At 55.9% G+C, this 23,589-nt stretch carries 26 protein-coding genes; 14 read left to right on the plus strand and 12 right to left on the minus strand.

Translation table 11 applies throughout. From position 1 onward, the window contains the following. The first annotated feature begins 46 nt into the window (after nt 1-46). The 3 genes from flaF to ACR0IO_RS19625 are packed head-to-tail and all read left to right on the plus strand — an operon-like array spanning nt 47 to nt 1,610. Nucleotides 47-424: a flagellar biosynthesis regulator FlaF gene (gene flaF / locus ACR0IO_RS19615; protein ID WP_170336883.1), complete on the plus strand. Its 378-nt coding sequence runs from the start codon at nt 47-49 to the stop codon at nt 422-424. Beyond that, nucleotides 421-822: a flagellar biosynthesis repressor FlbT gene (gene flbT / locus ACR0IO_RS19620; RefSeq protein WP_155145873.1), complete on the plus strand. Its 402-nt coding sequence runs from the start codon at nt 421-423 to the stop codon at nt 820-822. Before flaF ends, flbT begins: the two co-directional genes overlap by 4 nt. Then, the gene (locus ACR0IO_RS19625) at nt 819-1,610 is read left to right on the plus strand and encodes a DUF1217 domain-containing protein (RefSeq protein ID WP_480743909.1); all 792 of its coding nucleotides are present in this window, start codon (nt 819-821) and stop codon (nt 1,608-1,610) included. Before flbT ends, ACR0IO_RS19625 begins: the two co-directional genes overlap by 4 nt. 49 nt (nt 1,611-1,659) lie before the next feature. Here the strand turns inward: ACR0IO_RS19625 and ACR0IO_RS19630 are convergent, their stop codons facing one another. The 3 genes from ACR0IO_RS19630 to ACR0IO_RS19640 all read right to left on the minus strand — a co-directional run bounded on the left by ACR0IO_RS19630 (nt 1,660) and on the right by ACR0IO_RS19640 (nt 4,310). After that, on the minus strand, nt 1,660-3,231 hold the full coding sequence (locus ACR0IO_RS19630) for a DUF427 domain-containing protein (RefSeq protein ID WP_480743911.1): 1,572 nt from the start codon (nt 3,229-3,231) through the stop codon (nt 1,660-1,662). A 118-nt stretch (nt 3,232-3,349) separates the two neighbouring features. Then, a complete protein-coding gene (locus ACR0IO_RS19635) occupies nt 3,350-4,051 on the minus strand; it encodes a winged helix-turn-helix domain-containing protein (protein ID WP_155145867.1) in 702 nt (233 codons plus the stop codon). Beyond that, entirely contained in the window at nt 4,023-4,310 is a 288-nt protein-coding gene (locus ACR0IO_RS19640) for a hypothetical protein (protein WP_155145865.1), read from the minus strand. Before ACR0IO_RS19640 ends, ACR0IO_RS19635 begins: the two co-directional genes overlap by 29 nt. A 176-nt stretch (nt 4,311-4,486) precedes the next feature. Between ACR0IO_RS19640 and ACR0IO_RS19645 the strand changes: the two genes are divergently transcribed. From ACR0IO_RS19645 to ACR0IO_RS19660, 4 genes are all read left to right on the plus strand, one after another. After that, nucleotides 4,487-4,954 (plus strand): hypothetical protein, encoded by a 468-nt coding sequence (locus ACR0IO_RS19645; RefSeq protein ID WP_155145863.1) that lies wholly within the window; start codon nt 4,487-4,489, stop codon nt 4,952-4,954. Nucleotides 4,955-5,065: 111 nt separating this feature from the next. Next, the gene (locus ACR0IO_RS19650; RefSeq protein WP_480743917.1) at nt 5,066-5,683 is read left to right on the plus strand and encodes a ribonuclease HII; all 618 of its coding nucleotides are present in this window, start codon (nt 5,066-5,068) and stop codon (nt 5,681-5,683) included. A 106-nt stretch (nt 5,684-5,789) separates the two neighbouring features. Next, a complete protein-coding gene (locus ACR0IO_RS19655) occupies nt 5,790-6,893 on the plus strand; it encodes a site-specific DNA-methyltransferase (protein ID WP_170336873.1) in 1,104 nt (367 codons plus the stop codon). Nucleotides 6,894-7,042: 149 nt separating this feature from the next. Next, nucleotides 7,043-8,425 (plus strand): adenylate/guanylate cyclase domain-containing protein, encoded by a 1,383-nt coding sequence (locus tag ACR0IO_RS19660; protein WP_480743921.1) that lies wholly within the window; start codon nt 7,043-7,045, stop codon nt 8,423-8,425. Between the two features lie 56 nt (nt 8,426-8,481). On the opposite strand, the gene ACR0IO_RS19665 is transcribed toward ACR0IO_RS19660, so the two are convergent. Together ACR0IO_RS19665 and mutY are read right to left on the minus strand one after the other, a co-directional pair. Then, nucleotides 8,482-9,618, minus strand: coding sequence for an alkane 1-monooxygenase (locus ACR0IO_RS19665; protein ID WP_480743923.1), 1,137 nt, complete (start codon nt 9,616-9,618; stop codon nt 8,482-8,484). A 59-nt stretch (nt 9,619-9,677) separates the two neighbouring features. Beyond that, entirely contained in the window at nt 9,678-10,733 is a 1,056-nt protein-coding gene (gene mutY, locus ACR0IO_RS19670) for an A/G-specific adenine glycosylase (protein WP_480743925.1), read from the minus strand. 81 nt (nt 10,734-10,814) lie between these two features. Here mutY and ACR0IO_RS19675 point away from each other — a divergent pair, with 81 nt between their 5' ends. From ACR0IO_RS19675 to ACR0IO_RS19685, 3 genes are read left to right on the plus strand one after another with little or no spacing between them, the layout of a single operon-like run. Continuing rightward, a complete protein-coding gene (locus ACR0IO_RS19675) occupies nt 10,815-11,321 on the plus strand; it encodes a DUF721 domain-containing protein (RefSeq protein WP_170336866.1) in 507 nt (168 codons plus the stop codon). Nucleotides 11,322-11,334: 13 nt separating this feature from the next. After that, a complete protein-coding gene (locus tag ACR0IO_RS19680) occupies nt 11,335-12,000 on the plus strand; it encodes a DsbA family protein (RefSeq protein ID WP_155145849.1) in 666 nt (221 codons plus the stop codon). Continuing rightward, nucleotides 12,000-13,112 (plus strand): CaiB/BaiF CoA transferase family protein, encoded by a 1,113-nt coding sequence (locus ACR0IO_RS19685; protein WP_480743928.1) that lies wholly within the window; start codon nt 12,000-12,002, stop codon nt 13,110-13,112. Before ACR0IO_RS19680 ends, ACR0IO_RS19685 begins: the two co-directional genes overlap by 1 nt. Here ACR0IO_RS19685 and lpxK read toward each other — a convergent pair whose 3' ends face one another. The 5 genes from lpxK to ACR0IO_RS19710 all read right to left on the minus strand — a co-directional run bounded on the left by lpxK (nt 13,113) and on the right by ACR0IO_RS19710 (nt 19,218). Continuing rightward, nucleotides 13,113-14,111: a tetraacyldisaccharide 4'-kinase gene (lpxK, locus tag ACR0IO_RS19690; RefSeq protein WP_480743929.1), complete on the minus strand. Its 999-nt coding sequence runs from the start codon at nt 14,109-14,111 to the stop codon at nt 13,113-13,115. After that, nucleotides 14,098-15,333 (minus strand): 3-deoxy-D-manno-octulosonic acid transferase, encoded by a 1,236-nt coding sequence (locus ACR0IO_RS19695; protein WP_480743931.1) that lies wholly within the window; start codon nt 15,331-15,333, stop codon nt 14,098-14,100. The genes lpxK and ACR0IO_RS19695 overlap by 14 nt, the downstream gene beginning before the upstream one ends. Further along, nucleotides 15,330-16,130 carry a 3'(2'),5'-bisphosphate nucleotidase CysQ gene (locus ACR0IO_RS19700; RefSeq protein WP_480743933.1) on the minus strand — a complete coding sequence of 267 codons (801 nt, stop codon included), beginning with the start codon at nt 16,128-16,130 and terminating at the stop codon, nt 15,330-15,332. Before ACR0IO_RS19700 ends, ACR0IO_RS19695 begins: the two co-directional genes overlap by 4 nt. Then, a complete protein-coding gene (locus ACR0IO_RS19705; protein WP_480743936.1) occupies nt 16,117-17,463 on the minus strand; it encodes a TldD/PmbA family protein in 1,347 nt (448 codons plus the stop codon). The genes ACR0IO_RS19700 and ACR0IO_RS19705 overlap by 14 nt, the downstream gene beginning before the upstream one ends. A 231-nt stretch (nt 17,464-17,694) precedes the next feature. Next, nucleotides 17,695-19,218, minus strand: coding sequence for a DUF2125 domain-containing protein (locus ACR0IO_RS19710; RefSeq protein ID WP_480743938.1), 1,524 nt, complete (start codon nt 19,216-19,218; stop codon nt 17,695-17,697). Between the two features lie 134 nt (nt 19,219-19,352). Here ACR0IO_RS19710 and ACR0IO_RS19715 point away from each other — a divergent pair, with 134 nt between their 5' ends. The 3 genes from ACR0IO_RS19715 to ACR0IO_RS19725 are packed head-to-tail and all read left to right on the plus strand — an operon-like array spanning nt 19,353 to nt 21,441. Continuing rightward, nucleotides 19,353-20,102: an SDR family oxidoreductase gene (locus ACR0IO_RS19715; RefSeq protein WP_155145837.1), complete on the plus strand. Its 750-nt coding sequence runs from the start codon at nt 19,353-19,355 to the stop codon at nt 20,100-20,102. Then, a complete protein-coding gene (locus tag ACR0IO_RS19720) occupies nt 20,099-20,707 on the plus strand; it encodes an enoyl-CoA hydratase/isomerase family protein (RefSeq protein ID WP_209016163.1) in 609 nt (202 codons plus the stop codon). The genes ACR0IO_RS19715 and ACR0IO_RS19720 overlap by 4 nt, the downstream gene beginning before the upstream one ends. Continuing rightward, nucleotides 20,704-21,441 carry a VOC family protein gene (locus tag ACR0IO_RS19725; protein ID WP_155145835.1) on the plus strand — a complete coding sequence of 246 codons (738 nt, stop codon included), beginning with the start codon at nt 20,704-20,706 and terminating at the stop codon, nt 21,439-21,441. Before ACR0IO_RS19720 ends, ACR0IO_RS19725 begins: the two co-directional genes overlap by 4 nt. On the opposite strand, the gene ACR0IO_RS19730 is transcribed toward ACR0IO_RS19725, so the two are convergent. After that, nucleotides 21,442-21,738: an HNH endonuclease gene (locus ACR0IO_RS19730; RefSeq protein WP_155145833.1), complete on the minus strand. Its 297-nt coding sequence runs from the start codon at nt 21,736-21,738 to the stop codon at nt 21,442-21,444. A gap of 48 nt (nt 21,739-21,786) precedes the next feature. Between ACR0IO_RS19730 and ACR0IO_RS19735 the strand changes: the two genes are divergently transcribed. After that, on the plus strand, nt 21,787-22,977 hold the full coding sequence (locus tag ACR0IO_RS19735; protein ID WP_480743941.1) for a TIGR03862 family flavoprotein: 1,191 nt from the start codon (nt 21,787-21,789) through the stop codon (nt 22,975-22,977). Here the strand turns inward: ACR0IO_RS19735 and ACR0IO_RS19740 are convergent. Then, nucleotides 22,974-23,570 (minus strand): glutathione S-transferase family protein, encoded by a 597-nt coding sequence (locus ACR0IO_RS19740; RefSeq protein ID WP_480743943.1) that lies wholly within the window; start codon nt 23,568-23,570, stop codon nt 22,974-22,976. The genes ACR0IO_RS19735 and ACR0IO_RS19740 overlap by 4 nt on opposite strands. Nucleotides 23,571-23,589 lie beyond the last annotated feature (19 nt).

Here is a 23,589-nt window from a genome sequence, read left to right on the forward strand (position 1 = left end):
CCCCATTCCAGATTAGCCCAACGAACGCCAATTGGAAGGATCTACAGTGACCCCTCAAACGCTTGCACAACGCGCTTACGCGCAAACGGCCGCTCCAACACGAACACCTCGCGATACAGAATATGAGGCGATTTCCAAAATCACTCATCGCCTTAAGGCGGCAGCAGCACGCAAGGCCACAGATTTCGGTGCATTCGTGCAGGCACTGCACGAAAATCGGCGTCTATGGACTCTGCTGGCGACGGGAGTTTCGGATGATGACAACGCGTTGCCTCATGATCTGAGGGCACGGATTTTCTATCTCGCGGAGTTCACCGAACAACACAGCAGTCAGGTTTTGGGAAACAAGGCAGCAGTTGAACCGTTACTGGAAATCAACATGGCCGTGTTGCGCGGGCTGCGTCAGATGAGGGCCACCGGATGAGTGGGCTGGTTCTGAAACTTGCACCCAAAGAGAGGGTGTTGATCAACGGCGTGGTAATAGAAAACGGTGACCGCCGCAGTCGCTTTTCAATAATGACGCCGCAGGCAAACGTTCTACGACTGCGCGATGCCATTCATCCGGACGAGGTGAACACGCCGGTGCGACGGGTTTGCTATGCAGCACAACTGGTTCTTTCCGGAGATATGGCAGCTGGCGATGCACGCCAGCAATTGCTGCGGCGGGTCGAGGAATTGAGCCAGGTATTCACAGATGCCGACAGCCGTCGCGTGTTGGGCGAAGCGACTGAGGCGCTGGTCGCAGAACAATACTACAAATGCCTGAAATCACTCCGCTCGTTACTGCCACGTGAAGAGCGACTGATGGCTTACCACCAATGACTTTTCAACCGGTGGTTCCTGCGGGGGGAGTGGCAGGCTGGCGATTTCTGCAGCGAACTTATGATACTCAACTGCAAACTTTCTCTGCCTCACCATCTAATGACAGGGAGACCAAATACTTCCTTGAGAACATCAGCAATGTGAAGTCGGCTGAAGACCTCGTCTCGGATCGGAGATTGTTGCAGGTGGCATTGGGTGCATTTGGTTTGGAAGGCGATATCAACAATCGTTACTTTGTCCAAAAGATTCTGTCGGATGGAACGCGATCCGATGATGCTTTGGCGAACAGGCTATCTGACAAGCGATACCGCGAATTTGCTGATGCCTTTGGGTTGGGCCCCGGGGACGTTCGCAAGACTGGTCTGATCACAAATATGGAAGAGGTCGCCCAAAACAATCTGATATCACAGTTTGAGATTTCGGTCGGTGAAACTGATGAGACGATGCGGATGGCGCTTTATGCTCAGCACAAGTTGTCAGATCTGGCATCACAAGGCGGCAGCGAGACCAGAAAGTGGTACGATTTGATGGGTCTGCCGCCGTTGCGGAAAATGATGGAGACCGCTCTGGGTCTGCCAGCTGCGTTCTCTCAACTGGATATCGACAAACAACTTGGCGTGTTTAGGGACAAACTTTCCGATCTGACAGGATCTGCTGAATTATCACAATTCTCTGATCCGGATGCAGTCCGAAAACTGACAGACACCTTTCTTGCCCGCAGTCAGATTGCACAACTCCAGAATACGATTTCACCGGGTCAAACTGCGCTGATTTTGTTGGGTGCGTGAAATTGGGTTGGATTTAGCAGATCTGTGAAGGTGAACAGCGTGGATAAATTCATGCATCTAAAACCGCGTCAGCTGACGTGCGAAGGGCATAAGATGTGACGGGTCGGGAAACGTTGTGAAGTTTGACATCACCAAGTGGAACCGCATGTTTGCAAGCGGGCTCGATATCTTCAGACACGACGATTCTGTGATTGACCGATTTGCCGAATTCCCCCAACCGAGCAGCAATATTTGCGGCCTGTCCGATCACGGTGAAGTCCAGTCGCTCGCGCGAACCGACATTCCCATATGTGACGCGCCCGAAAGCAACCCCGATAGAACAATCATAGTGATGATCGGTATCTGAGGTGCGAAGTTCTGCCAATCGTTCGACAATCTCGATTGCGGTGCGCTGGGCGTTTGTTCTGGCCGTTGCGGCATCGTCGCCGGCGGGGAAGACAGCCAGGACAGCGTCGCCAATGAATTTCAGAACTTCGCCGCCATTTTCGTGAATTATACCCGAGACTGTCTCGAAAAACTCATTGAGCAGTGTAATGTACGCGCTGCGTCCCAATTGCTCTTCAAGACTGGTTGAGTTGCGCAGGTCACAGAACATAATTGCCGCGTCTATGTCGTCACCGTCGCCGCGGCGAATATCACCCCCCAGCACACGTGCGCCGGTTCGCTTGCCAACATAGGTTTCCAGCAACGCCTGTGCATTTTCGCGTTGCATGAATACTTCATAGTATCGCGCGATAACGGACGAACACTCGAAGACAAGACCCAGGTTTTCGGTTGTGAACCCATCGGGGTGATCGCAGGTAAGTGTCAGCACGTTCGTACGGCCATCGGAAAAGGGCAGAGGCATCGCCACATAGTCCGTGGCACCTTTGGCGCGTAAATCTTCCATGATTGGAAAGCTGTTATGCGGATTGTCGCTGTTCAGGCGTTGCCGTACCCCGCCAAGCCCGTTTGACACATGGCGCAGGGGACTGTTGGTGAAAGCTGGGTGGTCATAAATCTCGTACGTGGGCGCGAAGGTAGAAATCTCGTCTTCACCCTTTTCCCAGATGTAGTGTTTACCCGCGATCAGGGGATGTAGGGACCATGCCAGAATGCTGAGTCGCTGAATCGCGATCCCATGATCCAGCATCTTTTCGGCAAGCGCTTTGGTGAAGGCTTCCGGAGTATCAACGACCGAAGCACCCCGCATTAACCAATCTATAAGCGGGCCACTGATGTTGCCATCATCGGGTTCTCGCAACTGGTTTTCGCCGAGATCTACGTTTGTATATGCTGTGGGCATAAAGCCGATATGACCTTGAATAGCCTTGCTTTCGGGCAAGGCGTCTTCATATGCCCAAACCGAGTTTGCGAGCTGTTCACCCGGCAACAGGATGTCGTGGTAACTGGCAGTTCCTTTGAAGGGGCAGAAGGTCTGCAACTCTGTTTCGTCGCTCAGATCGACGCAAACGTCTTTGCGCGGGACGTAGATCGCGGGCGGCAGACGGGTTTCATACATGACTTTGGCATCGTGGCTTTCAGCCAGCAGGGTATCATCACGATAAATGGCGATCCGACCATTCAACCGTTCAACGGATATCCCATAGCCTTTGATCTTTGGGGTGGCGTGGACGTTCATCAGTAACCTCCTGTGCCCGGGCCTCTATAGGATGGGACCTGAGGTTGATATTTCCAAGAGGGTCGACGCAGAATTTACCAAATGAGACCGATAATGGTCGCTAACCGATTGGTCAGCATCACACCATCTGGATGACATCCTTTTCGATAGACAACATGTATCCGCGTTTGGCGATGTTCTTGACCAGCAACTCGCTGACCATTTGATTGCCCAACGCGTCACGCAGTCTCTTGATCCTTGTGGCGCCGGCGGCTTCATCACAATCGGCTGCATCCCTGCCGGAAATCATCGCCTCGATCTGAGCACCGGACAGAACTTCATCATCCAGTCGGGATTCCGCCAGTACAGACAGGGTCTCCATCGCTGCCGGTGTCAGCTTGAAATCCATATTGTTCAGATAAACAGTGTTTTCTTCGCGGCTGATCAGCAGAGAGGTGACCTGAATCCCTGTCCGTTCGATCTGAGCCATGCGCCGGTTCAGCATTACAAGCATGACAAGAAACACCAATGCACTGATCAGCATTGCTGTGGCAAAGACCAACAGAACAAAAATCACCATGCGATAGCTGGACAACGTATCGGCAAAGGCAGTGCCGGATTGCGCCAGTATCTCCAGCAACCGGATTTCAGCCTGCGACGTCAGATCGCTTTCTATGAACAGTCTCTCAACCCGGGCGTTGAATGCATTCGCATCCGGCAAGGTCCAGAACAGAAACACGGCGGCTGTGACCAGAATCAAAACAATCGCCGCGATACCCGCGCCGACAAGCCTTACCCCTGAACGCCGGGCCTCAGAAACGGAGATAGAATTTTCCGGCATTGGCCTTCCTCTGATCCAATCCTTCCGATCCGAATACGGTCAGAACATTCAGCAAGGTCCAACCCGAAGCTTTTAGTCGTTGGGCGACCTCCTGCTGGGCCTGTCCTTTGTCACAGGCCGAAACCTGCATGACGCCGTAGTGCAGACGCAGAGGGTTATCCTGCTTGGCCTTGTAATCGGCATAACATTCCGCCGCCGCAACGGTGGCTCCAAGCGATATCAGGGTCGCGATAGTCAGAGAAGAGACGATCTGTTTCATAGGCCGCATCCTGCGCATGTGTTTGCGTGATATTCAATAACTCAAAGGGTTTCGCGGCACTGATATTCGATAACAAGCCGCCGTTATTGCTTGTCTGATGGGGGCAGGACCAGATTTGACGCATCGAATTCGCGGCCAATCTCCGGTTCGCCCCATCATCCGAAAGGACGCGCATCATGCACAAGAAATTCATTGCTCTGATCGTTGCAACAGCTGTCACAATCACTGGTGTTTCGGCTTCAAAGGCCCGGGCTGCTGACGCTCATGATATTCTGGGCGGTCTGGCCGCGATTGCGATCATCGGGGCAGGGGTCCACTACTATAATCAGGAAAAGCGCAAGCAACGGACGACGCGCCATCAGACATATACGCCACAGCCCTACGTGGCTCAGCCCAGCTACCCGGTGCGCCCCTTGCCACAACACGTTGCGCGGTACGACCTGCCGCAACAGTGCCTGCGCACCTATAACGCCTATTCAAACAATCAGCCGCTTTTGGCCCCGAAATGCCTCAAGAAACACTACAAACATGCCAATAGCCTGCCGCAAGAGTGCAAGGTCGGTTTCTGGAATGGCAAAAAGGTGAAGCGGGCATATGAACCCGCATGCCTGCGCCAGCAAGGTTACCGCGTCGTTTACAAGTAATTACTTTCGAGCAGGAGCGGTGCCAAAGAAGCAGCGCGCAGGAGAGGGTGGTGCAGGCCGCCCTCTCTTTTTTGTCTTGCGACGGGGCGCGAAACGCGGTTTTCGATGGGTATGACAAAACCGGATTATTCAATTGAACAGGCGGCAGTGGCGCAGGGGTACCTGCGAATTGCCGGCGTGGATGAGGTTGGCCGCGGGCCTCTGGCCGGGCCGGTGGTTGCAGCGGCGGTTATTCTGAACCCCAAGGATATTCCCGAGGGGCTGAATGATTCAAAGAAGCTGACGGCCAAGCGGCGTGTTGCAATGAACGCGGCTGTGCGTGACCGGGCCGAGTTTGCCATTGCCGAAGCCTCGGTTGCCGAGATTGACGAACACAACATCTTGCGTGCCTCGCATCTGGCGATGGAACGCGCAGTTGCTGCCCTGAACCCGCAGCCGGACTATTTGCTGATCGATGGAAACATGATCCCGAGAGGTCTGGCGATCCCGGCCCAGGCGGTTGTCAAAGGCGATGCGCATTCGGTGTCGATTGCGGCGGCTTCGATAATTGCTAAAAACTGGCGCGATCAACTGATGGTGGATTTGGCGCAACAGCATCCCGGCTATGGATGGGAGAAGAACGCAGGCTATCCGTCAAAACAACACAGAGAAGCACTGCAAAATCTCGGCGTGACCCCACATCATAGGCGTTCGTTCAAACCGGTACACAATATCTTGTATCAAGAGTAAATCGTAAGCTGCTGATTCAAAAAAGAAATTGACGGCGAATCGTCTTTGACTCATCCTTGTCTCAACCAAATGAGCGCAAAAGCGCCGTGGAACTTGAGGCAGAGATATGACAACGACCAAGACAAAGGGCGCAACCGCGCTCCCTTTAAACACGATTCTATCCGGGGACTGCATCGAAGTGATGAACAGTCTGCCCGCTGAATCTGTTGACCTGATTTTCGCAGATCCGCCCTATAACCTGCAGCTTAAAGGTCAGTTGCACCGTCCCGATAATTCGCAGGTCGACGCGGTCGATGATCACTGGGATCAGTTCTCGAGCTTTGGTGTCTATGACCAGTTCACTCGCGAATGGCTGAAAGCCGCGCATCGTCTGCTCAAGCCGAACGGCGCGATTTGGGTGATTGGGTCTTACCACAACATTTTCCGCGTTGGCTCGGCCTTGCAGGATGCCGGGTACTGGATTCTGAACGACGTGGTGTGGCGCAAGTCCAACCCGATGCCGAACTTCCGTGGCAAGCGCTTTACCAACGCACATGAGACGATGATCTGGGCGTCCAAGCGTGAAGGTGCCAAGTACACGTTCAACTACGAAGCGCTGAAAGCGCTGAACGAAGGCGTGCAGATGCGCAGCGACTGGGTACTGCCGATCTGCACTGGCCACGAACGCCTCAAAGACGAAAACGGTGACAAGGCACATCCGACGCAAAAGCCGGAATCGCTGTTGCACCGTGTTTTGATTGGCTCGACCAATCCGGGCGATGTGATCCTTGACCCGTTCTTTGGCACGGGCACGACCGGTGCTGTTGCCAAAATGTTGGGACGCGAGTTCATCGGGATCGAACGCGAGGAAAGCTATCGCAAGGTCGCCGAAAAGCGTATCTCGAAGGTTCGCAAGTTCGACCGCGAAGCGCTGGAAGTCAGCGCCAGCAAACGAGCCGAACCGCGCGTACCTTTTGGCCAGTTGGTCGAACGCGGCATGCTGCGCCCGGGTGAAGAGCTCTATTCCATGAACCAGCGCCACAAGGCCAAGGTTCGTGCGGACGGCACGCTGGTCGGCGATAATGTCAAAGGCTCGATCCATCAGGTTGGCGCGCATCTGGAGAATGCGCCGTCCTGCAACGGATGGACCTACTGGTGCTTTAAACGTGACGGCAAAACGGTTCCGATTGACGTGTTGCGTCAGCAGATCCGGGCCGAACTGCACAACTAATTTCACCCATACCGCCGGTGCCTGTGGCCTGACACAAGGCACTAAGCCTTGCCCCGCCGTATCCGGCGGGGTCTTTTGTTTTCATCTATGGGGTGTTTGGATGGGGCACCGATCCCCATATCCGGCAGTACAACGAGGGAGCATTGGGTATGTCCGATACCACCGCAAACCAATCCCGTTTCGAACGTTTCTTTGTCACGCAGCCGGACAACTTCGATCTGGACAACAAATACACCGAAGCCGCGTTGGAGCGGCACAAGCGAGAAGGGCTGGAACTGGCCGTCCGCGCCCGGTGGATCGCGATGGGTTTGACTGGCATTTTGCTGATTTATCTTAACCCGTATTGGGATGTTCTTTGGTATCATTTCATTCTGCTGCTCATTTGCGCAAATGGCTGGCTGATCCGCAGGGCTGGTCGCGTGGGACAGTCGCGAACGGAATTGCTGCTGATATTCGTGGATCTGCTGATCATGACACTGGGGATGATCATTCCCAACCCGTTCAGCGATGATGTGCGACCGCTGGCGATGCAATACAGGTTCGACAATTTCCAGTACTTTTTCATCATTCTGGCGGCGGGAACGTTGGCTTATTCCTGGCGTACGGTGATCGCGATCGGATCCTGGACCGCAATGATGTGGACTGCTGGCTGGATCATCGCGTGGTGGGTGGCCACGCCAATTCCCGGCATCACGGAACGCGTCAACGAAGCCCTGGCTGGGTTTCCGGATGTGGCAGAGATGTTGGATCCCAACAGCTTCATGGCACCCCAGCGTATTCAGCAGGTGATCGTCTTTCTGATGGTTGCCGTGACACTTGGGGTATCGATGCGGCGGTTGAACCGATTGCTGATGACCAATGCCGGACTTGAACGCGAGAGAGCAAACCTGTCGCGCTACTTCTCGCCCAACGTGGTCGATGAACTCAGCCAGAATGACGAGCCGCTTAAGCAGGTGCGCAAAGAGAATGTAGCAGTTCTGTTCATTGATATTGTGGGTTTCACGAAATTCGCCTCAGGTCGTGATCCGTATGATGTGATCGAAGTCTTGCGCGGCTTTCATGCGCGGATGGAGACCGAGGTGTTCCGCCATCACGGGACGCTCGATAAATATCTCGGCGACGGATTGATGGCCACTTTCGGCACGCCGGTACCGACGCCCCTGGATGCCAGCAATGCGCTGGCCTGTGCCCGATCTATGGTAGAGGTGATTGATCGCTGGAACCTTGAACGTCGCCGTGCGGGCGAGCCGGAAATCCACGTGGGGATCGGGCTGCACTATGGCTCGGTCGTTCTGGGTGACATTGGCGCCAATCGGCTGGAGTTTGCTGTGATCGGGAACGCGGTGAACGTGGCGGCGAAGTTGGAGGCGATGACCCGTGAATTCGGCGCGCGCGTGGTGATGAGCGACGACTTAAGCACGCAGGTCGCCCGTGAAAGCCCAACAGGGTCGGAGTTGATGGCGGGGTTTTCCCGACACGAAAACAAATCTGTTCGGGGCGTCGAAAACAACATGAATGTCTGGATGATGTAATTTCAGACAAGCCTGTCGGTTAATGCCGCAGTATTGATGCGGTTGAGACGTACGGGTTACGTGCGCGGCATCGGATTCTGGGCTTTGTTGTAAGGTTTCCAGTTGGTCACTTCGGGATAGTACTGACGTCTCCAGGCGCGAACGCGTGGATTCATGACCCGCCGCCAGAGCGGAGGGATCATCGCTGCCACGGTCATAACAGGATACCCGTAAGGCAGTTGTGGGGCGGCCTCTTCGGCATGATGCTGCAACAGCGGGAAGCGGCGACTTGGTTTGAAGTGATGATCAGAGTGACGCTGCAGATTGATGAGCAGCCAGTTCGACGCTTTTTGCGACGCATTCCATGAATGGCGCGGGCGGACATGTTCGTATTTCCCGTCACCCAGATACTTGCGGGTCAGGCCGTAGTGTTCAACATAATTGACCAGCTCCAGTTGCCAGATGGCAGATCCCGCCTGTACCAGAAACAGGGCCAATCCAGCCCAGCCGCCGATCAAAGCGGCCAGCAACAGCATCGCACCCTGCAGCGCCCAGTACCGCCAAAACGGGTTTGTGAAATCGGTCCAAGGCAAATCCTTGCGCGCTAGTTTATTGCGCTCAGCATTGAAGGCCGAAACAAGGCTCTGCCGCAGCACACGCGGATAGAAACGGTGGAAGCCTTCATTGTAGCGTGCCGTTACGGGATCACGCGGCGTACCGACATATCGATGGTGGACCAGCAGATGCTCTGACCGGAAATGAGAATACAGAACCATCGCAAGCAAAATATCCCCGAGCCAGCGCTCAAGCTTACCCTTCTGATGCATCAGCTCATGGCTGTAGTTGATCCCGATCGTTCCTGAAATAACGCCCATTCCGAAAAACAGGCCAATCTTCTCGATTGTCGAAAGATGGTCGGTGTGCGTCGTGTACCAGATCAGTCCATAAAGCGTGATGAATTGCACCGGCACCCAATACTTGGTCAGCAGGATGTACCAGCTTAACTGGTCTTCCGAAATATCAGGATCCGCATTCTCAAGGTTGAGGCCTGTCAGCCGATCCAGAACTGCAAACGCCCACCAAGTCGACAACGGAACCAGCAGAATCCACCATCCTCCGACCAAAGCTGAGAACCAGAGGAGTGGAATCAGAAGATATGAAATCCAGAAGGGCAATGCAGATTGCCAACGAGACATGGTGTCAGATGCGATCATGATTGGTGCTCCGAATTCCACGTGCAGATTAGTCGGCGTCTGTACATTTGCACAGCGGTCTATTGGCCGCGCCACAGATCATAGGCCTTTCTCATTACAGTTGGCAGATCGCTGGGTCGGAATTCGTGCTTGTCGAGAATGACCAATGTGTCAGGGGCCACATTTGGAGGCAGATCGGCAGACCAGATGCGAAGTATCAGGTGGAAATGGGTGAATGTGTGACGTACCTCGCCGGGCAACTCTTTCCAATCTGCCGGATAGGGAGGGGTTTCGTGAGGGTTTTCTGACCATTCGGACCCGGGCCAGCCAAGCATACCTCCCAAAAGACCCTTGTCGGGACGCCGCTCCATCAACATGGCGCCATCGTCCCGGCGGGCGATATAGACATGCCCCAATCGGGTGGGTTTGGGTTTCTTTGGAGATTTGCGGGGCAACTCTGAGTATGTCCCTGCAAGCCGTGCCTGACATGGGTCTCGCACCGGGCAAATGCCGCAAGCAGCGGACTTTGGTGTGCAGATCGTGGCGCCCAGATCCATGACCGCCTGCGCGTAATCACCGGGCCGAATTTCGGGCGTCAAAGCTGCAGCTTTTTCCTTTAGCAATGGCTTTGATCCGGGCAACGGGTCGTGGATGTCGTAGAGACGCGCCATCACGCGTTCAACGTTCCCATCCAGAACTGTTTCAGGTTGGTCAAAGGCAATGGCAGAGATTGCGGCAGCGGTATAAGGGCCGATGCCGGGCAGTTTTAGCAACGCGTCATAGGTATTTGGGAACTTCCCGTCGTATTCCTTGGCGACGACACGCGCACACTTCAACAGGTTTCGGGCGCGGGCGTAGTAGCCCAGCCCGGCCCACTCGCCCATCACCTGTTCATCCGGGGCGGCTGCCAGAGATTCAACAGTCGGCCAACGGGTTGTGAAACGAATGAAATAGTCCCGCACAGCAGTCACTGTTGTTTGCTGCAGCATGACTTCGGATAGCCACACCCGATAAGGATCGGGCAGGACACCCATCGCTCGATCTGCTGGGCCAATTCGCCATGGCATTTCGCGGGCATGGCAGTCGTACCACTCCAACAGGGCGGAGCTCACATCAAGTTCATTGGTGTCACGCAAGTTTTATCTAACTCCCTGTCGGGTTTCGCTGGCGCCCGGCTGCATGCCCATTACAATAGCGGCGCAGGAGTTGGAAACCAGATGCAGCGCAGACGTTCCTCGACCCGCGGTTTCAAACGTACCGCGACTTTGCTGAACGACAAGATACGGCGTGCCGGTGAAAGCCGGGGCTTTGCCGTATCAAGATTGCTGACTCATTGGGCCGAAATTGTCGGACAGGATACCGCCTCGATCGCGCGGCCCGTGAATGTGGGATATGGCAAAGGCGGGTTTGGCGCGACGCTGACCGTGCTGACCACCGGTCCGCAGGCTCCGATGCTGGAAATGCAAAAGGAACAGCTGCGCGACAAGGTGAATGCGGTTTATGGCTATAACGCTATCAGCCGTGTCAGAATTACGCAGACCGCTCCGACAGGATTTGCCGAGGGGCAGGCCAGTTTCGATCACAAGCCGAAACAGGCAAAACCCACAATTGCACCAGAAATTGCCGCCGAGGCAGACAAAGTGTCACGCGATATTCACGATGGTGATTTACGCGCGGCCCTTGAACGACTGGGCCGCAACGTTTTATCCAAGCAGAAACGCTGAGAAAGGGCTGAGAATGAGCCGTATTGCAACCGTAATCTGTGCGGCCGTCGCCGTGGCCGCAGGCGGCTACTGGCTGACGCAGTCGTCCAACACCGCACCTTCGAACCTGCTGGTTGGCGCTGCCCAAGCGCAGGATGCTGATCTGGACACGTCAACCATCGTTGAAATGGTTCAGGGTGCCGAAGACGCGCCTGTCGAGATCATCGAGTATGCATCCTATACCTGCCCGCATTGTGCGAATTTCCACGCCGGGGCTTACAAGCAACTCAAGAAAGACTTCATTGATACCGGCAAGGTCAAGTTCACATACCGCGAAGTCTATTTTGACCGTTACGGCCTGTGGGCGTCGATGGTCGCGCGCTGTGCAGGACCCGAGAAGTTCTTTGGTATTACCGATCTGATCTATGAAGGTCAGTCGGAATGGACCCGCGCTGGTGGGCCTGCTGAAATCGTTGACGAACTGCGTAAGATCGGTCGTCGGGCTGGCATCGACAATGACCAGCTTGAGGCCTGTTTGCAGGATGGTACCCGTGCGCAAACGTTGGTGGCCTGGTACCAGGAAAACGCAGAACGTGACGGGATTAATGCCACGCCTTCCTTCATCGTGAACGGTAAGAAAGTCGAGAACCAGTCCTACGACGATTTCAAGAAGCTGATCGAAGAAGAACTGGGCAGCTGATGACTGCACCGCTGGCCGGTCTTAAGGTCGTAGAACTGGCGCGAATTCTGGCTGGCCCCTGGGCTGGCCAGACTTTTGCTGATCTTGGGGCCGACGTCATCAAGGTGGAATCCCCGGCAGGTGACGATACCCGCGCCTGGGGGCCACCTTTTGTAACCCGAGGTGATGATGTTTCAGCCTCGTATTACCATTCGGCCAATCGCGGGAAGGCATCTGTCACCGCGGATTTTACGACTGAGGAAGGCCGGGAAAAGGTTCTGGCGCTGGTCGCGGATGCCGACATCTTGATCGAGAATTTTAAAGTCGGCGGTCTAAAAAAATATGGCCTGGACTATGACAGTCTCAAAGAACTGAATCCGCGTCTGATTTATTGCTCCATCACCGGCTTTGGTCAGACCGGGCCTTATGCCCACCGTGCCGGATATGACTTTATCATTCAGGGCATGTCAGGGCTTATGTCCGTGACGGGTGAGCCTGACGGACAGCCGCAAAAGGCGGGTGTCGCGATCACTGATGTGTTTACAGGTATATATTCAGTAACGGGCGTTTTGGCCGCACTCCATCAACGGCAAAAGACCGGACGTGGTCAGCACGTGGATATGGCGCTGCTGGATGTGGCGGTCGCTGTCACCGCAAATCAGGCTCTGAACTATCTGACAACCGGTGATGTGCCGCAGCGAATGGGTAATGCCCACGTAAATCTGGCACCTTATCAGGTATTTGACTGTGCCGATGGTCACATCATCATCGCCACCGGAAATGATCGCCAGTATCAACGCCTGTGCCGCGTGCTGGGGCTGGACGATATGGCCGAGGCGCCCGAGTTTTTGCGCAACAAGGATCGTCTTGCCAATCGGCGGGTCATGATCGTTCGTCTCAACGGTGCAACTGTTATGCGAGACAAGGCTGACCTGCTGGCTGCTTGCGAAGCCCACGGGATTCCAGCTGGTCCAATCAACACGCTGGACGAAGTGATGGCGGACCCGCAGGTTGTCGCACGCGGGATGAAGATCGATCTGGATGGTGTGCCCGGTGTGCGGTCACCCTTTGTCTTCTCAGAAGCGGAACTGGCCCTGACCCGACCGGCCCCTAAACTGGGCGAAGACGATTGATCATGGCGAAGGCGCTGTTTGCAATAGCATGTCCTTGACCATTTCGGTCTCGGTGATCTGAAGACGTACCGGCAGCGTAATCACCTTGCTTCGAAAGGAAGGTGGCAGGCGAACAGCATCTTTTTCCGTGGTCACCATCTGAGCGCCTAAGGCCTTCGCCTCGTTTTCCAGTCGGGTCATCAAGGCAGGGGTCAGGGGTTGATGGTCGTCCAGAGCCTCGGCCCGCAAGAGCCTTGCGCCTTGTTGGCGAAGGGTTGCAAAGAATTTTTCTGGATGGCCGATCCCGGCAAATGCCAGAACCGGCGTGTCGCTCCAATCCATTCCGGTCTGAAGCGGGCTGACTTCACCGGCGGCGTGCGGGATCGTGATCACATCGCCCCAACGTTCAACAAACTGTTCCTGAGCTGCATTGTCACCCAGAGACAAAACCAAATCTGCGCGTTGCAACCCGATATCGACCGGTTCCCTCAATGGCCCTGCCGGTAAACATAACCCATTGCCGAATCCACGAGAGGCATCGACCACAATGATTGAGAAATCTTTGGCAACAGACGGATTCTGAAACCCATCGTCCAGCACGATAACTGTCGCTCCGTCATCGGCGGCGGCCTGGGCTCCGGCGGCGCGATCCTTGGAAACCCACACTTCGGCAAAAGCTGCCAGCAAGAGTGGTTCGTCGCCAACCTGTGCGGCAGTGTGTTTGCCTGGATCAACGCGAACAGGACCCTCGAGGGAACCACCGTGCCCTCGGGTTACGATATGTGGCTTGTGCCAGGCATCGCGCAGTTTTTCGACCACCCAGATGACCGTTGGTGTTTTTCCGGTGCCGCCTGCGTTCAGATTGCCAATACAGACGACCGGAATACCGGGGTTGATTCCGCTATCCGAGGCCACCCGGCGAGCTGTGGCATTTGCGTAGATTTTCCCAAGCGGCGCCAACAGCCGGGCGCGTAAATCCAACTGGTCCGGCGAGGTATTCCAGAATTCAGGCGCCCGCATTTTCCGCTCTCCGCTGATCCAGCGTCTCCTGTACCATATCGATAAGCAGATCCGCCTGAGGGGCACCCTCGGTCACCATTTGCCATCCGGCAAGTGCCATGTCGGCCGCACGATCCGGAGCCAGCAATTCAACGACAGCATCGCCGAGTTCTGTGGCAGACCTGACAGCGCGTGCAGCATTAGCCTGCCTTAGTTGATCGTAGAGGCTTTGGAACTTGTTCACGTAAGGACCATGAACCACTGCTGATCCAAGTGCAGTTGCGACCAGAGGATCGCGGCCCCCTGCACCTCTCTCCAGAGAGCTGCCCATGAACGTCACGGCTGAAACGCGGTGCCACAGACCCAGATCTTCAGGGTCCGAGGTCAAAATTACCTGTGTGGTATCTTCGATCATGTCCCCATCGTCCCAGTTTGCGCATCTGAGGTCCATTGCTTCCAAACGACGATGAAGGGGTTCGGCTTCGGACATGTCGGCGACATGAAGCACCAGTGCAAGGCGTGGCAACATCCGCAAGGCTTGCCGGTGCGCACTGAGCACAGAAATGAATTCTTTGTCCTGCACCCACGCGGCCAGCCAAACCGGCCTGCCGGCAAGCGCATGGTTTGTTTCGATCAATTCATCCTCGGGCCAGGGTCGCGGTGCGGGACTGATGTGTAGGGGCGGAGCCACTGAGACCTTCGACGAAGGGATGCCAAGTTTTCGAACCTGTCGCGCTGTTGCCTCGGAAGTGGCGAGAATCTTTCGAAAACAGTCGAAAGTATAGCGTGTGATGTCGGGCAGCCATTTGCCACCTCGGCCGACTTTGACGTCTACTTCAGCCTCCAGCAGGATCATCGGGATGCTGCGTTCTTCGGCGCGGGTGATCAGATTGGGCATCAGGCCACCACCAATCCAGACCCCTATGTCAGGCCGCCAGTGGTCGAGGAATCCGCGCGCGGCACCTGTTTGCTCTGCAGGCAGATTAACCAGAATACCGCTGTGATCTCCCCAATCTCTGAGATCTGCATCATGCGGTGTGGTCAGCAGCAAAGACAAACCGGGACGAACCGGAAGCAAACGCTGACAAAAGTCCTCTACTGCCCGTAGCCGGTCGTGTGAGCCGACATGGATCCACAATAGCTCTCCATCGGGACGAGGCTCGGGTGACCGTCCGTTACTGCTCGGGACACCCCATGACAGAACGCGATAGGCCGTCAGGCTGAGAGAACGCGGTTTACTCATGCGTCAATGCCGGTGCCCGCAGGATCGAGTTGAGCGCACAGTAGTGGGTGCAAATCTGAACCTGCGCCGACGACACCGTTCAGTCGAGGGTGTGCGTTGTTGAAGCGCAGGGGGCTGCACATACGGTCCGAGCATACTCCACCTGCCTCACGCAGGATCAGATCGCCTGCGGCGATATCCCACTCCCAGCTGGGGCGCAGGGTTAGCATCGCATCGAACCGGCCTTGCGCAACCAACGCCATACGATAAGCGAGAGAGGGTCGGTAGGAGCGTTTGAACTCCGGCACCTGCCCGGACCGCCAGTGGCGGGTATCGAGATTTGGTTTTGCGGCCAGAATATCGGCTTTCTGGACGTCATTCGTCTGCGAAACCCGAACCGGTTCACCGTTCAGAGTTGCCCCCTGATCGTGGGCGGCGGCGAACAGCAGATCACGCAGAGGCAGATAAATCACTGCGGCCGTGACCACGCCATTTTCAGCAACGGCCAGAGAATGTGCCCACGTTCGGGACCCTTCGGCAAAGCTGCGGGTGCCGTCGATCGGATCGATGATAAAGACTCGATCGCGTGAGAGACGGTCAGCGTTGTCTTCGGTTTCTTCGCTCAGCCACCCATATCCGGGCCTGGCTGATGGCAGGCGCTGCTCCAGCATCGCATTGACTGCAAGATCCGCTTCGGTCACCGGGCCCGCCCCATCCGGCTTGTCCCAGCGCTGCGCCTCGCTGCCCGAGTAACGGGTGGCGATTTTTCCGGCCTCAAGTGCGGCGTCTATCAGCAGGGACAGGTCAGTTGCCGGCAAGTGTCATTCCTTCGATCAGCAACGATGGTACGACGCGCGAAAGGTATGGGCGCGCATCGTTGGCCGGGATGATCCGCATCAGCATATCCCGCAGATTGCCCGCGATGGTACATTCGTTAATGGGGTGCGTGATCTCGCCGTTTTCCACCCAGAAACCCGATGCACCACGGGAATAATCGCCCGTATTGGGGTTGATCGTTGAACCGATCATCGAGGTTACCAAAAGTCCCGTTCCCATATCCCGCAACAGGTCGGCGCGGCTCTTGTCGCCCGGCGTTAGGCTGAGGTTCCAGTTGCTGGGTGAAGGCGGCCCCGACACGCCACGTGCGGCGTTGCCTGTGGATTTCATGTCCAGCTTACGTGCACTGGATAGGTCAAGGGTCCATCCGGTCAGAACACCATTCTCAACGATGGCGCGGCGTTGAGTGGGTAGTCCTTCGGCGTCAAAGGGTCTGGAACCCGAAATACGAGGGCGATGCGGGTCTTCGATCAGTGACAGATGCGCAGGTAAAACCTGCTCACCCAAACATTCCTTTAACCACGATGCACCGCGCGCGATTGCGGCACCGTTGCTGGCCGCCAAAAGGTGGCCGATCAAAGAAGATGAGATGCGTTCGTCTAACAAAACCGGAAAGCTGCCGGTTGCAGGCTTTTGGGCGCCGACAAGTTGGACTGCGCGTTCGCCCGCGGTCCGCCCGATTTCTTCCGGATCACGCAGATCAGCCTGAAAGCTTCGGCTGTCGCCATCATAATCACGCTCCATCCCGGTGCCTTCGCCCGAGATGGCGACACAGGAAGTCGAGCGGCTGGTGCGTGCGTAGCCGCCTGAAAAACCGTTGGTTGCCGCCAGATGCACAACATGGGTTCCATAGGCCGCTGCCGCGTCCGATACCTGCGAAACGCCTTGAACGGCCAAAGCTGCGGCTTCGGCACTGATGGCGTCGTTCATAAGCTCATCAGCAGAGGGTTCTGGCGTAGGGTCGAACAATTCCAGCGCATCCATGTCCCAGCCTTTGGACAGCTGATCAGCATCTGCGAGCCCCGTAAACGGATCTTCGGGTGCTTCGCGCGCCATGGCCACTGCGCGCTCGGCCATCGCGGCCAATGTTTCCGGACGGCTGTCCGAACTGGACACGATCGCCTGACGTTTGCCAAGGAAGACCCGCAGCCCCAGATCTGTGCTTTCAGCCCGCTCCGCGTGTTCCAGCACGCCTGATCTGACCTCGACCGAAACCGACGAGCCGTCGATTACGATGGCGTCCGCAGTTTCAGCGCCCGCTTTGCGCGCGGCATCCAGCAACTGGTGGCTTATTTCTTCGGGCGTTCTGGTCATGAGGCCTCCGTCTGACTTCATTGGACCTAGCCTTGGACGGCGCGTCCCGCAAGGCCAGACACCTGGTTGGGTGCATCAAAACCCAGCGAAACGAGCGATATACCTGAGATAATGAAGGTATTCATAGGGTTCGGTTGCCGTCAATTCTTAGCGAAATTGAAGCGATCACTGTAACCCTGAGTTCCCGAGGGAGGAAAAGACCGCAGTGCGGTCTTTTCTATTCTGCGGCGCTTACTTGATGCGCTGACCGTTAGCCAGAATCTGACCGTCTTCTGTGAATTCGATGGTCGAGTTCAGCGTATCGGGTTCTTCGCCCGGTACGGCCATCATTCCCATCATCATACGCGCGCCCATCGCGTCGTTGTCAGACATCAGACCCATGCCGATCAGTTTGTCGATCAGAGCGTTTGCACCAACCAATTGCAGATTTGCAACGCCAGCCGGAACCGGAAGATCGTCAATGCTCTCGGTGTTGGAATTGTCGAAGGTGAAATCACCATCGCCCGTCAGTTTTGCGCCAACCAGCGAAACCAGCAGCTCGTTAACCTTCAGCGAGTGCAGTTCACCTGGCATCTCATCCGAAGATTCGAGCGATTCTGCGACTTCAGGATCCAAAATGTTCACCATGACCTTAGCCGTGCCGGTCGTGTCGAGTGAGATTGTCGCCGGATCACGCGGCAATTCGCCTGCAGGATCGAACATGCTCCACAGCACATCTGACATGGTGAAATCGGTCAGGTTCATGGCAAAGCCGAAAGGCTGAATCTCTTCCGAAGCTTTAATAGGGAATTCGAACTTGAAGCCTGCTTTCGCCATAGCGATTTCGATTGGGAAAGGCAGTTCAGCGGTTGTTACTTCCAGTTTCGAACTGTTCTGCTCAACGTCATAAGCAAGGCGCTCGGCGTCGATGCTGGCCGCGAAACGACCCCCTTCCGAGCTGCTGGCCATCGAGAAGTCTTCGCCTTCGCTGGTTCCAGCGATGTTTGTCATCCCGGCAGCGTAGTCAAAGACGCCCGAGAACGAGAAGCCTGCTTCGTAAGCGCTCTGGATGTCTGCAAAGTTGAAACCAGCGGGGATGATGTTTTCACCCTCAAAAGCTAGTTTCTCCAGCTTGCCGTTGATCCGGGCCTTTTCATCTGAGTCCGGTTCATCGAACATCAGATCATAAGTCAGGTCCGCTGCGGTAAAGCTCTGATCAACATCGCGGTTTTCACCGATCAGCATTCGTGATTTGCCGGCAAAGTCATTCATCGAGACTTTCACGACAAGCGCGTCGTCGGGCATGGCTTCCCCATCAACCTCGATCTTGTCCAGCGAGATTCCAAGGCTGTCGGCCGAATAGTCATAGGTCATATCTTCGGGCGAGCCCGAGACAAGCATCTCAAGCTGACTATGGGTATACAGAACATCAACCGAGAACGCCTCACCTTCAGCATCCCCGGAAATGGTCATTGGGAAGCTATCGGGGAAGTTGATGCTCACAGTGCCATCGCCGTTTTCAGTCAGCTTCATTTCAGGCACGACCATGTCGAATTTCCCGTCATTTTCCGGGATATCCATGGTCATGGTGAGATTGGAAATGGTGGTTACATCGCCCGAGACGCTCTCGTCTCCGCTCACGGTGTAACCCATGCTGCTCATGTAGGACTGCCAGTCCGACCAGACATCTTTTGCAGTAACTTCAGCAAATGCGCCTTGGGTAATAACGGCATAAGCCAAGGCCGCGCCGCAGCTGCGGCGAAGGAAAACAGACATAAGGGAACCCTTCTTCATCAATTTTGGGCGCATCGTCGTGCCTGAGGCGTCGGTCGTCAAGGGGGCAAGGGGTGGACCAATTCCCCCTTTGCACGGTACGACGTTACTCAATCTCAAAGCATGGGGAGCAGACGATGCAGTTGCAGGGCAAAACAGTACTCATTACCGGCGCGAGCAGGGGTATCGGCGCAGAGGCGGGGCGCGTTTTTGCCGCAGCCGGTGCCAATGTCGCTTTGGTGGCTCGCAGCCGCGACCAGATCGAGGCGCTCGCGGCCGCGCTGGGCGATAATGCAATCGCGCTGGCCTGCGACGTCAGCAACTTTGCACAGGTCGAGCAGGCGGTTGCTGATTGTGTTGACCGGTTCGGTGGTCTGGACATCCTGATCGGCAATGCAGGGGTCATCGAGCCGATATTCCATTTATCCAACGCTGATACAGATGCATGGAGTCAGGCGATTGATATCAACCTCAAGGGTGTCTTCTACGGAATGCGTGCTGCTTTACCCATCATGAGAGCGGCAGGCGGAGGTACTGTGTTGACAGTATCTTCGGGTGCGGCATCAAACCCGGTTGAGGCATGGAGCCACTATTGTGCCTCGAAGGCCGGTGCAAAGATGCTGACCGAATGTCTGCATCTGGAAGAAGCACATCACGGGATCCGTGCAATGGGGCTTTCACCCGGAACGGTTGCCACAGAAATGCAGCGTGTGATCAAGGCTAGCGGCATCAACCCCGTCAGCCAGTTGGACTGGGAGGATCACATCCCGGCGGATTGGCCTGCCCGCGCGCTGCTGTGGATGTGTTCTGAAGATGCAGATGAGTTTCTTGGTGCGGAAATCTCGCTGAGGGTGGAAGACATTCGCAAAAGGATCGGACTGTCGTGATCGAACTCACCCAAGACGGTGGTCTGTGGACGGTCACTATCAATAACCCCGACAAGGCGAACGCCTTGACCGAGGCCATGCTGACGGAACTGGCCGAAATCGCCGAGTCGGCGACCGAAGCCAAGGCTTTGATTCTGACCGGTGCTGGCAAAGTGTTCAGCGCCGGCGCAGATCTTGATGAGGCACGTGCCGGGCTTGCGACCTCGGATGTGTGGGAGCGTTTGTCGGGTGCTATTGCAGCCCTGCCGTGCCTGACTGTTGCCGCTCTGAATGGTACATTGGCTGGCGGTGCGAATGGGATGGTACTGGCCTGCGATATTCGTATTGCCGTCCCTTCTGCCAGGTTTTTCTATCCTGTGATGAAACTGGGTTTCCTGCCGCAACCCTCTGATCCTAAACGGATGGCTGCATTGATCGGTCCATCGAGAACCAAAATGATCCTGATGGCAGGGCAGAAAATTTCAGCAGACGAGGCTTATGCCTTCGGACTGGTGGATCGCATCGTTGAACCCGACCTGCTGATGCAAACCGCACGTGACCTCGTTGCTGACAGCGTTGCCGCTGAGCCCAGGATTGCGGCAGGCATTGCGGAGCTATGTGGATGAGGCTTTCCGCATTACACCTGCGTGTTGCCGACCCGGGTCGATTGGCCGATTTCTATCGGGATGTTCTGGGGATGTCGGTATCACACGAGGGGCCAAACCTTCGCGTTGGTTATCCCGGGCAGGATGCAGATCTTTTGTTGATGCCCGGAGGCAACGGGTACAGCCACGACAGGGGGCATCGATATTGGAAGATTGGCATCACGCTGCCGAACGTGGATTTAGCAGCTTCGCATCTACGTCGGATGGGTGTGCCCGTAAGTGAGCCGAACCAGTTTCTGGATATCGGCTATATGTGCCATCTGAGCGACCCCGAAGGCTTTGTCATCGAATTGCTGCAGCATGATTTCGAAAGCAATCGTCCGGTGAAAGCTGGCGATCCGGCTTCACCGTTTTCTGAAGCCTGCATCGGTCAGATCACGCTGCGGACAGGTGATATAGCCTCCGAAGAAACTTTCTGGCGCAAACAGGGAATGCAATTGCTTTCGATACAGGAAGTTGCCCCCTACGGTTTCGATCTGCATTTCTATGCTTTCACCGATGAGAGGCCGCCAAACCCGGATCTCTGGGCCGTTGAAAACCGAGAGTGGCTTTGGAAGCGTCCCTATACAACGCTTGAACTCCAACACGTTCCTGAGGCTCGATTTGTCTCTGTGCCAGAATATCGGGGGATTGAGGTTCAGGGCCTCACCCAGCCGTTGCAGGATGTGCAGGGCGATCCGGTCTTGCCCGGCTGATCATCGCCCGCGTCGCTTGCCCGGAACTTTGGAGCGAAATCCGGGCGGACGTTTGCGAACCCAATTGAGAAATTTCTCGAGGCGAGGGTGGGCGCGCAGGGCATCGACAGTATTGAAACTGCGCGCAAGCTCGGCCTCGGTCAGAGTGGCGTGAACCTCTTTATGACAAATCTGATGTAGCAAAACTGTTGCTCCACCCTTGCCCCCTTTGAGTTTTGGGATCAGATGATGCAGGCTGCCGGTCCCGTCCGGAATGGGGCGGTCGCAAAGTGGGCAGATCGGATCGCTGTTCGTCATGATGACAGCAAATTCGCGCTGAAAACAGAGCAACGCAAGAGGGTGATGATGGCGCAGACCGTGGTGATCGGGGCAGGTCCAGCCGGGCTGATGGCCGCTGAGCAGCTTGCTGATGCTGGTCATTCGGTTCTCGTAGCCGAAGCCAAACCCTCGGTCGCGCGCAAGTTTCTGATGGCCGGGAAGTCCGGTCTGAACCTGACCAAGGATGAGCCGTTCGAGCAATTGATCCAGTCTTACGATCAGGCGCAGAACTGGCTGGGCCCGATCATTGCCGAATTCGACGCACATTCCGTTCAGGGCTGGGCCCAAGATCTGGGGCAGGAGTTGTTTACCGGTTCCACTGGACGAGTATTTCCGAAGGTCATGAAGGCGTCACCTCTGCTTCGGGCTTGGTTGGCGCGTCTGGGGGAAAAAGGTGTTCAGATCAGAACCCGATGGCGTTGGACTGGCTGGGAGGGTTCTTCGCTGGTGTTTGAGACCCCTGATAACCGCACTGAAGTACAGGCGGATGCGACGATTCTGGCGCTGGGCGGTGCCAGTTGGTCTCGTCTGGGCTCGGATGGTGCATGGGCACCGGTTCTGGCTGACAAAAGTGTTCCGATTGCTCCGTTTGCGCCCGCTAATTCGGCACTCTCAGTAGAATGGAGCGCATATATGCAGGCCCATTTTGGTGCTGCTCTCAAGGCGGTGCGCTGGACCGCCGGAGAATTGGAAAGCCGGGGTGAGGCGACGATATCAGCAAACGGATTGGAAGGTGGTGGCCTCTACCCTCTGACCCCTGCATTGCGGGAAGGGGTGCCGCTTTGTGTTGATCTGCTGCCCGATTTAACTCGGGACGAATTGAAGGTCAGATTTGCCAGGAAAAAATCAAAAACTACTCTTTCCCAATGGCTTAAGAATGGGTTGCGCCTTTCGCCGCAAAAGATTGCCCTTTTTCATGAGATGTCAAAAGGCGATCCTCAAATGCAGGAAGACCCGGTCAGGATGCTGAAAAAGCTTCCAATCCGCCATGCAGGATTGCGACCATTGGACGAGGCTATCTCAACAGCTGGTGGCGTGAAGAGATCAGCCATGGATGACGGGTTAATGTTACGCGACTTGCCGGGCGTGTTCTGTGCCGGTGAGATGCTGGATTGGGAGGCCCCGACCGGGGGGTATCTGTTGACCGCGTGTCTCGCGACTGGTCGGTGGGCTGGCAGGTCTGCTGCGGAATGGTTGCAGCAGACCGGTAACGCTTAGGCGGCTTGAGCCAGCTCTCCTAGCTTAAGATAGGCGGGGCGATTGCGTACCTCTTTGCCGTAAGCTCTCAACACGTCTGAGTTCAGCGGGAAACCGGCGGACTTTGCCCAGCTCATGCAATGGATGCACAGGATGTCGGCAATGGTCATGGTCTCACCTTGCAGGAAGGGACCTTTGAACCGATCACCCATACGCTGAAAGTTTCGGTCGAATTCCCATTTCGCTGAATCCGAGATCTGCGGCACACGTTTTTCTTCGGGCAATGCGAACCCGTGGCGCGCAGCGACCCACAGAACTGCGTCAAATTCATCCAGAAGCGCGTGAAACAGAGAATCCTGCACAGCGCGCTCTTCGGTGCCGGCCGGGAAGGTAAATGCGCCATGCTTGTCGGCCAGATAGGTCATGATCGCCGAGCTGTCTGAGATTACAGTGTTCCCGTCCACGAGAACCGGAATTTTACCCGACGGGTTCAAAGCCAGCACCTGAGGATCATGCGGTCCGACATTGATGAACTCGTAGTCCTGTCCCAGCTCCTCCAGCAACCAGATTACCCGCGATGCGCGGCTTTGGATGCGACCATAGACTTTGTACATGAGAATCTCCCGGCTGACA

The organism is Ruegeria sp. CE12 (genome assembly GCF_056537525.1).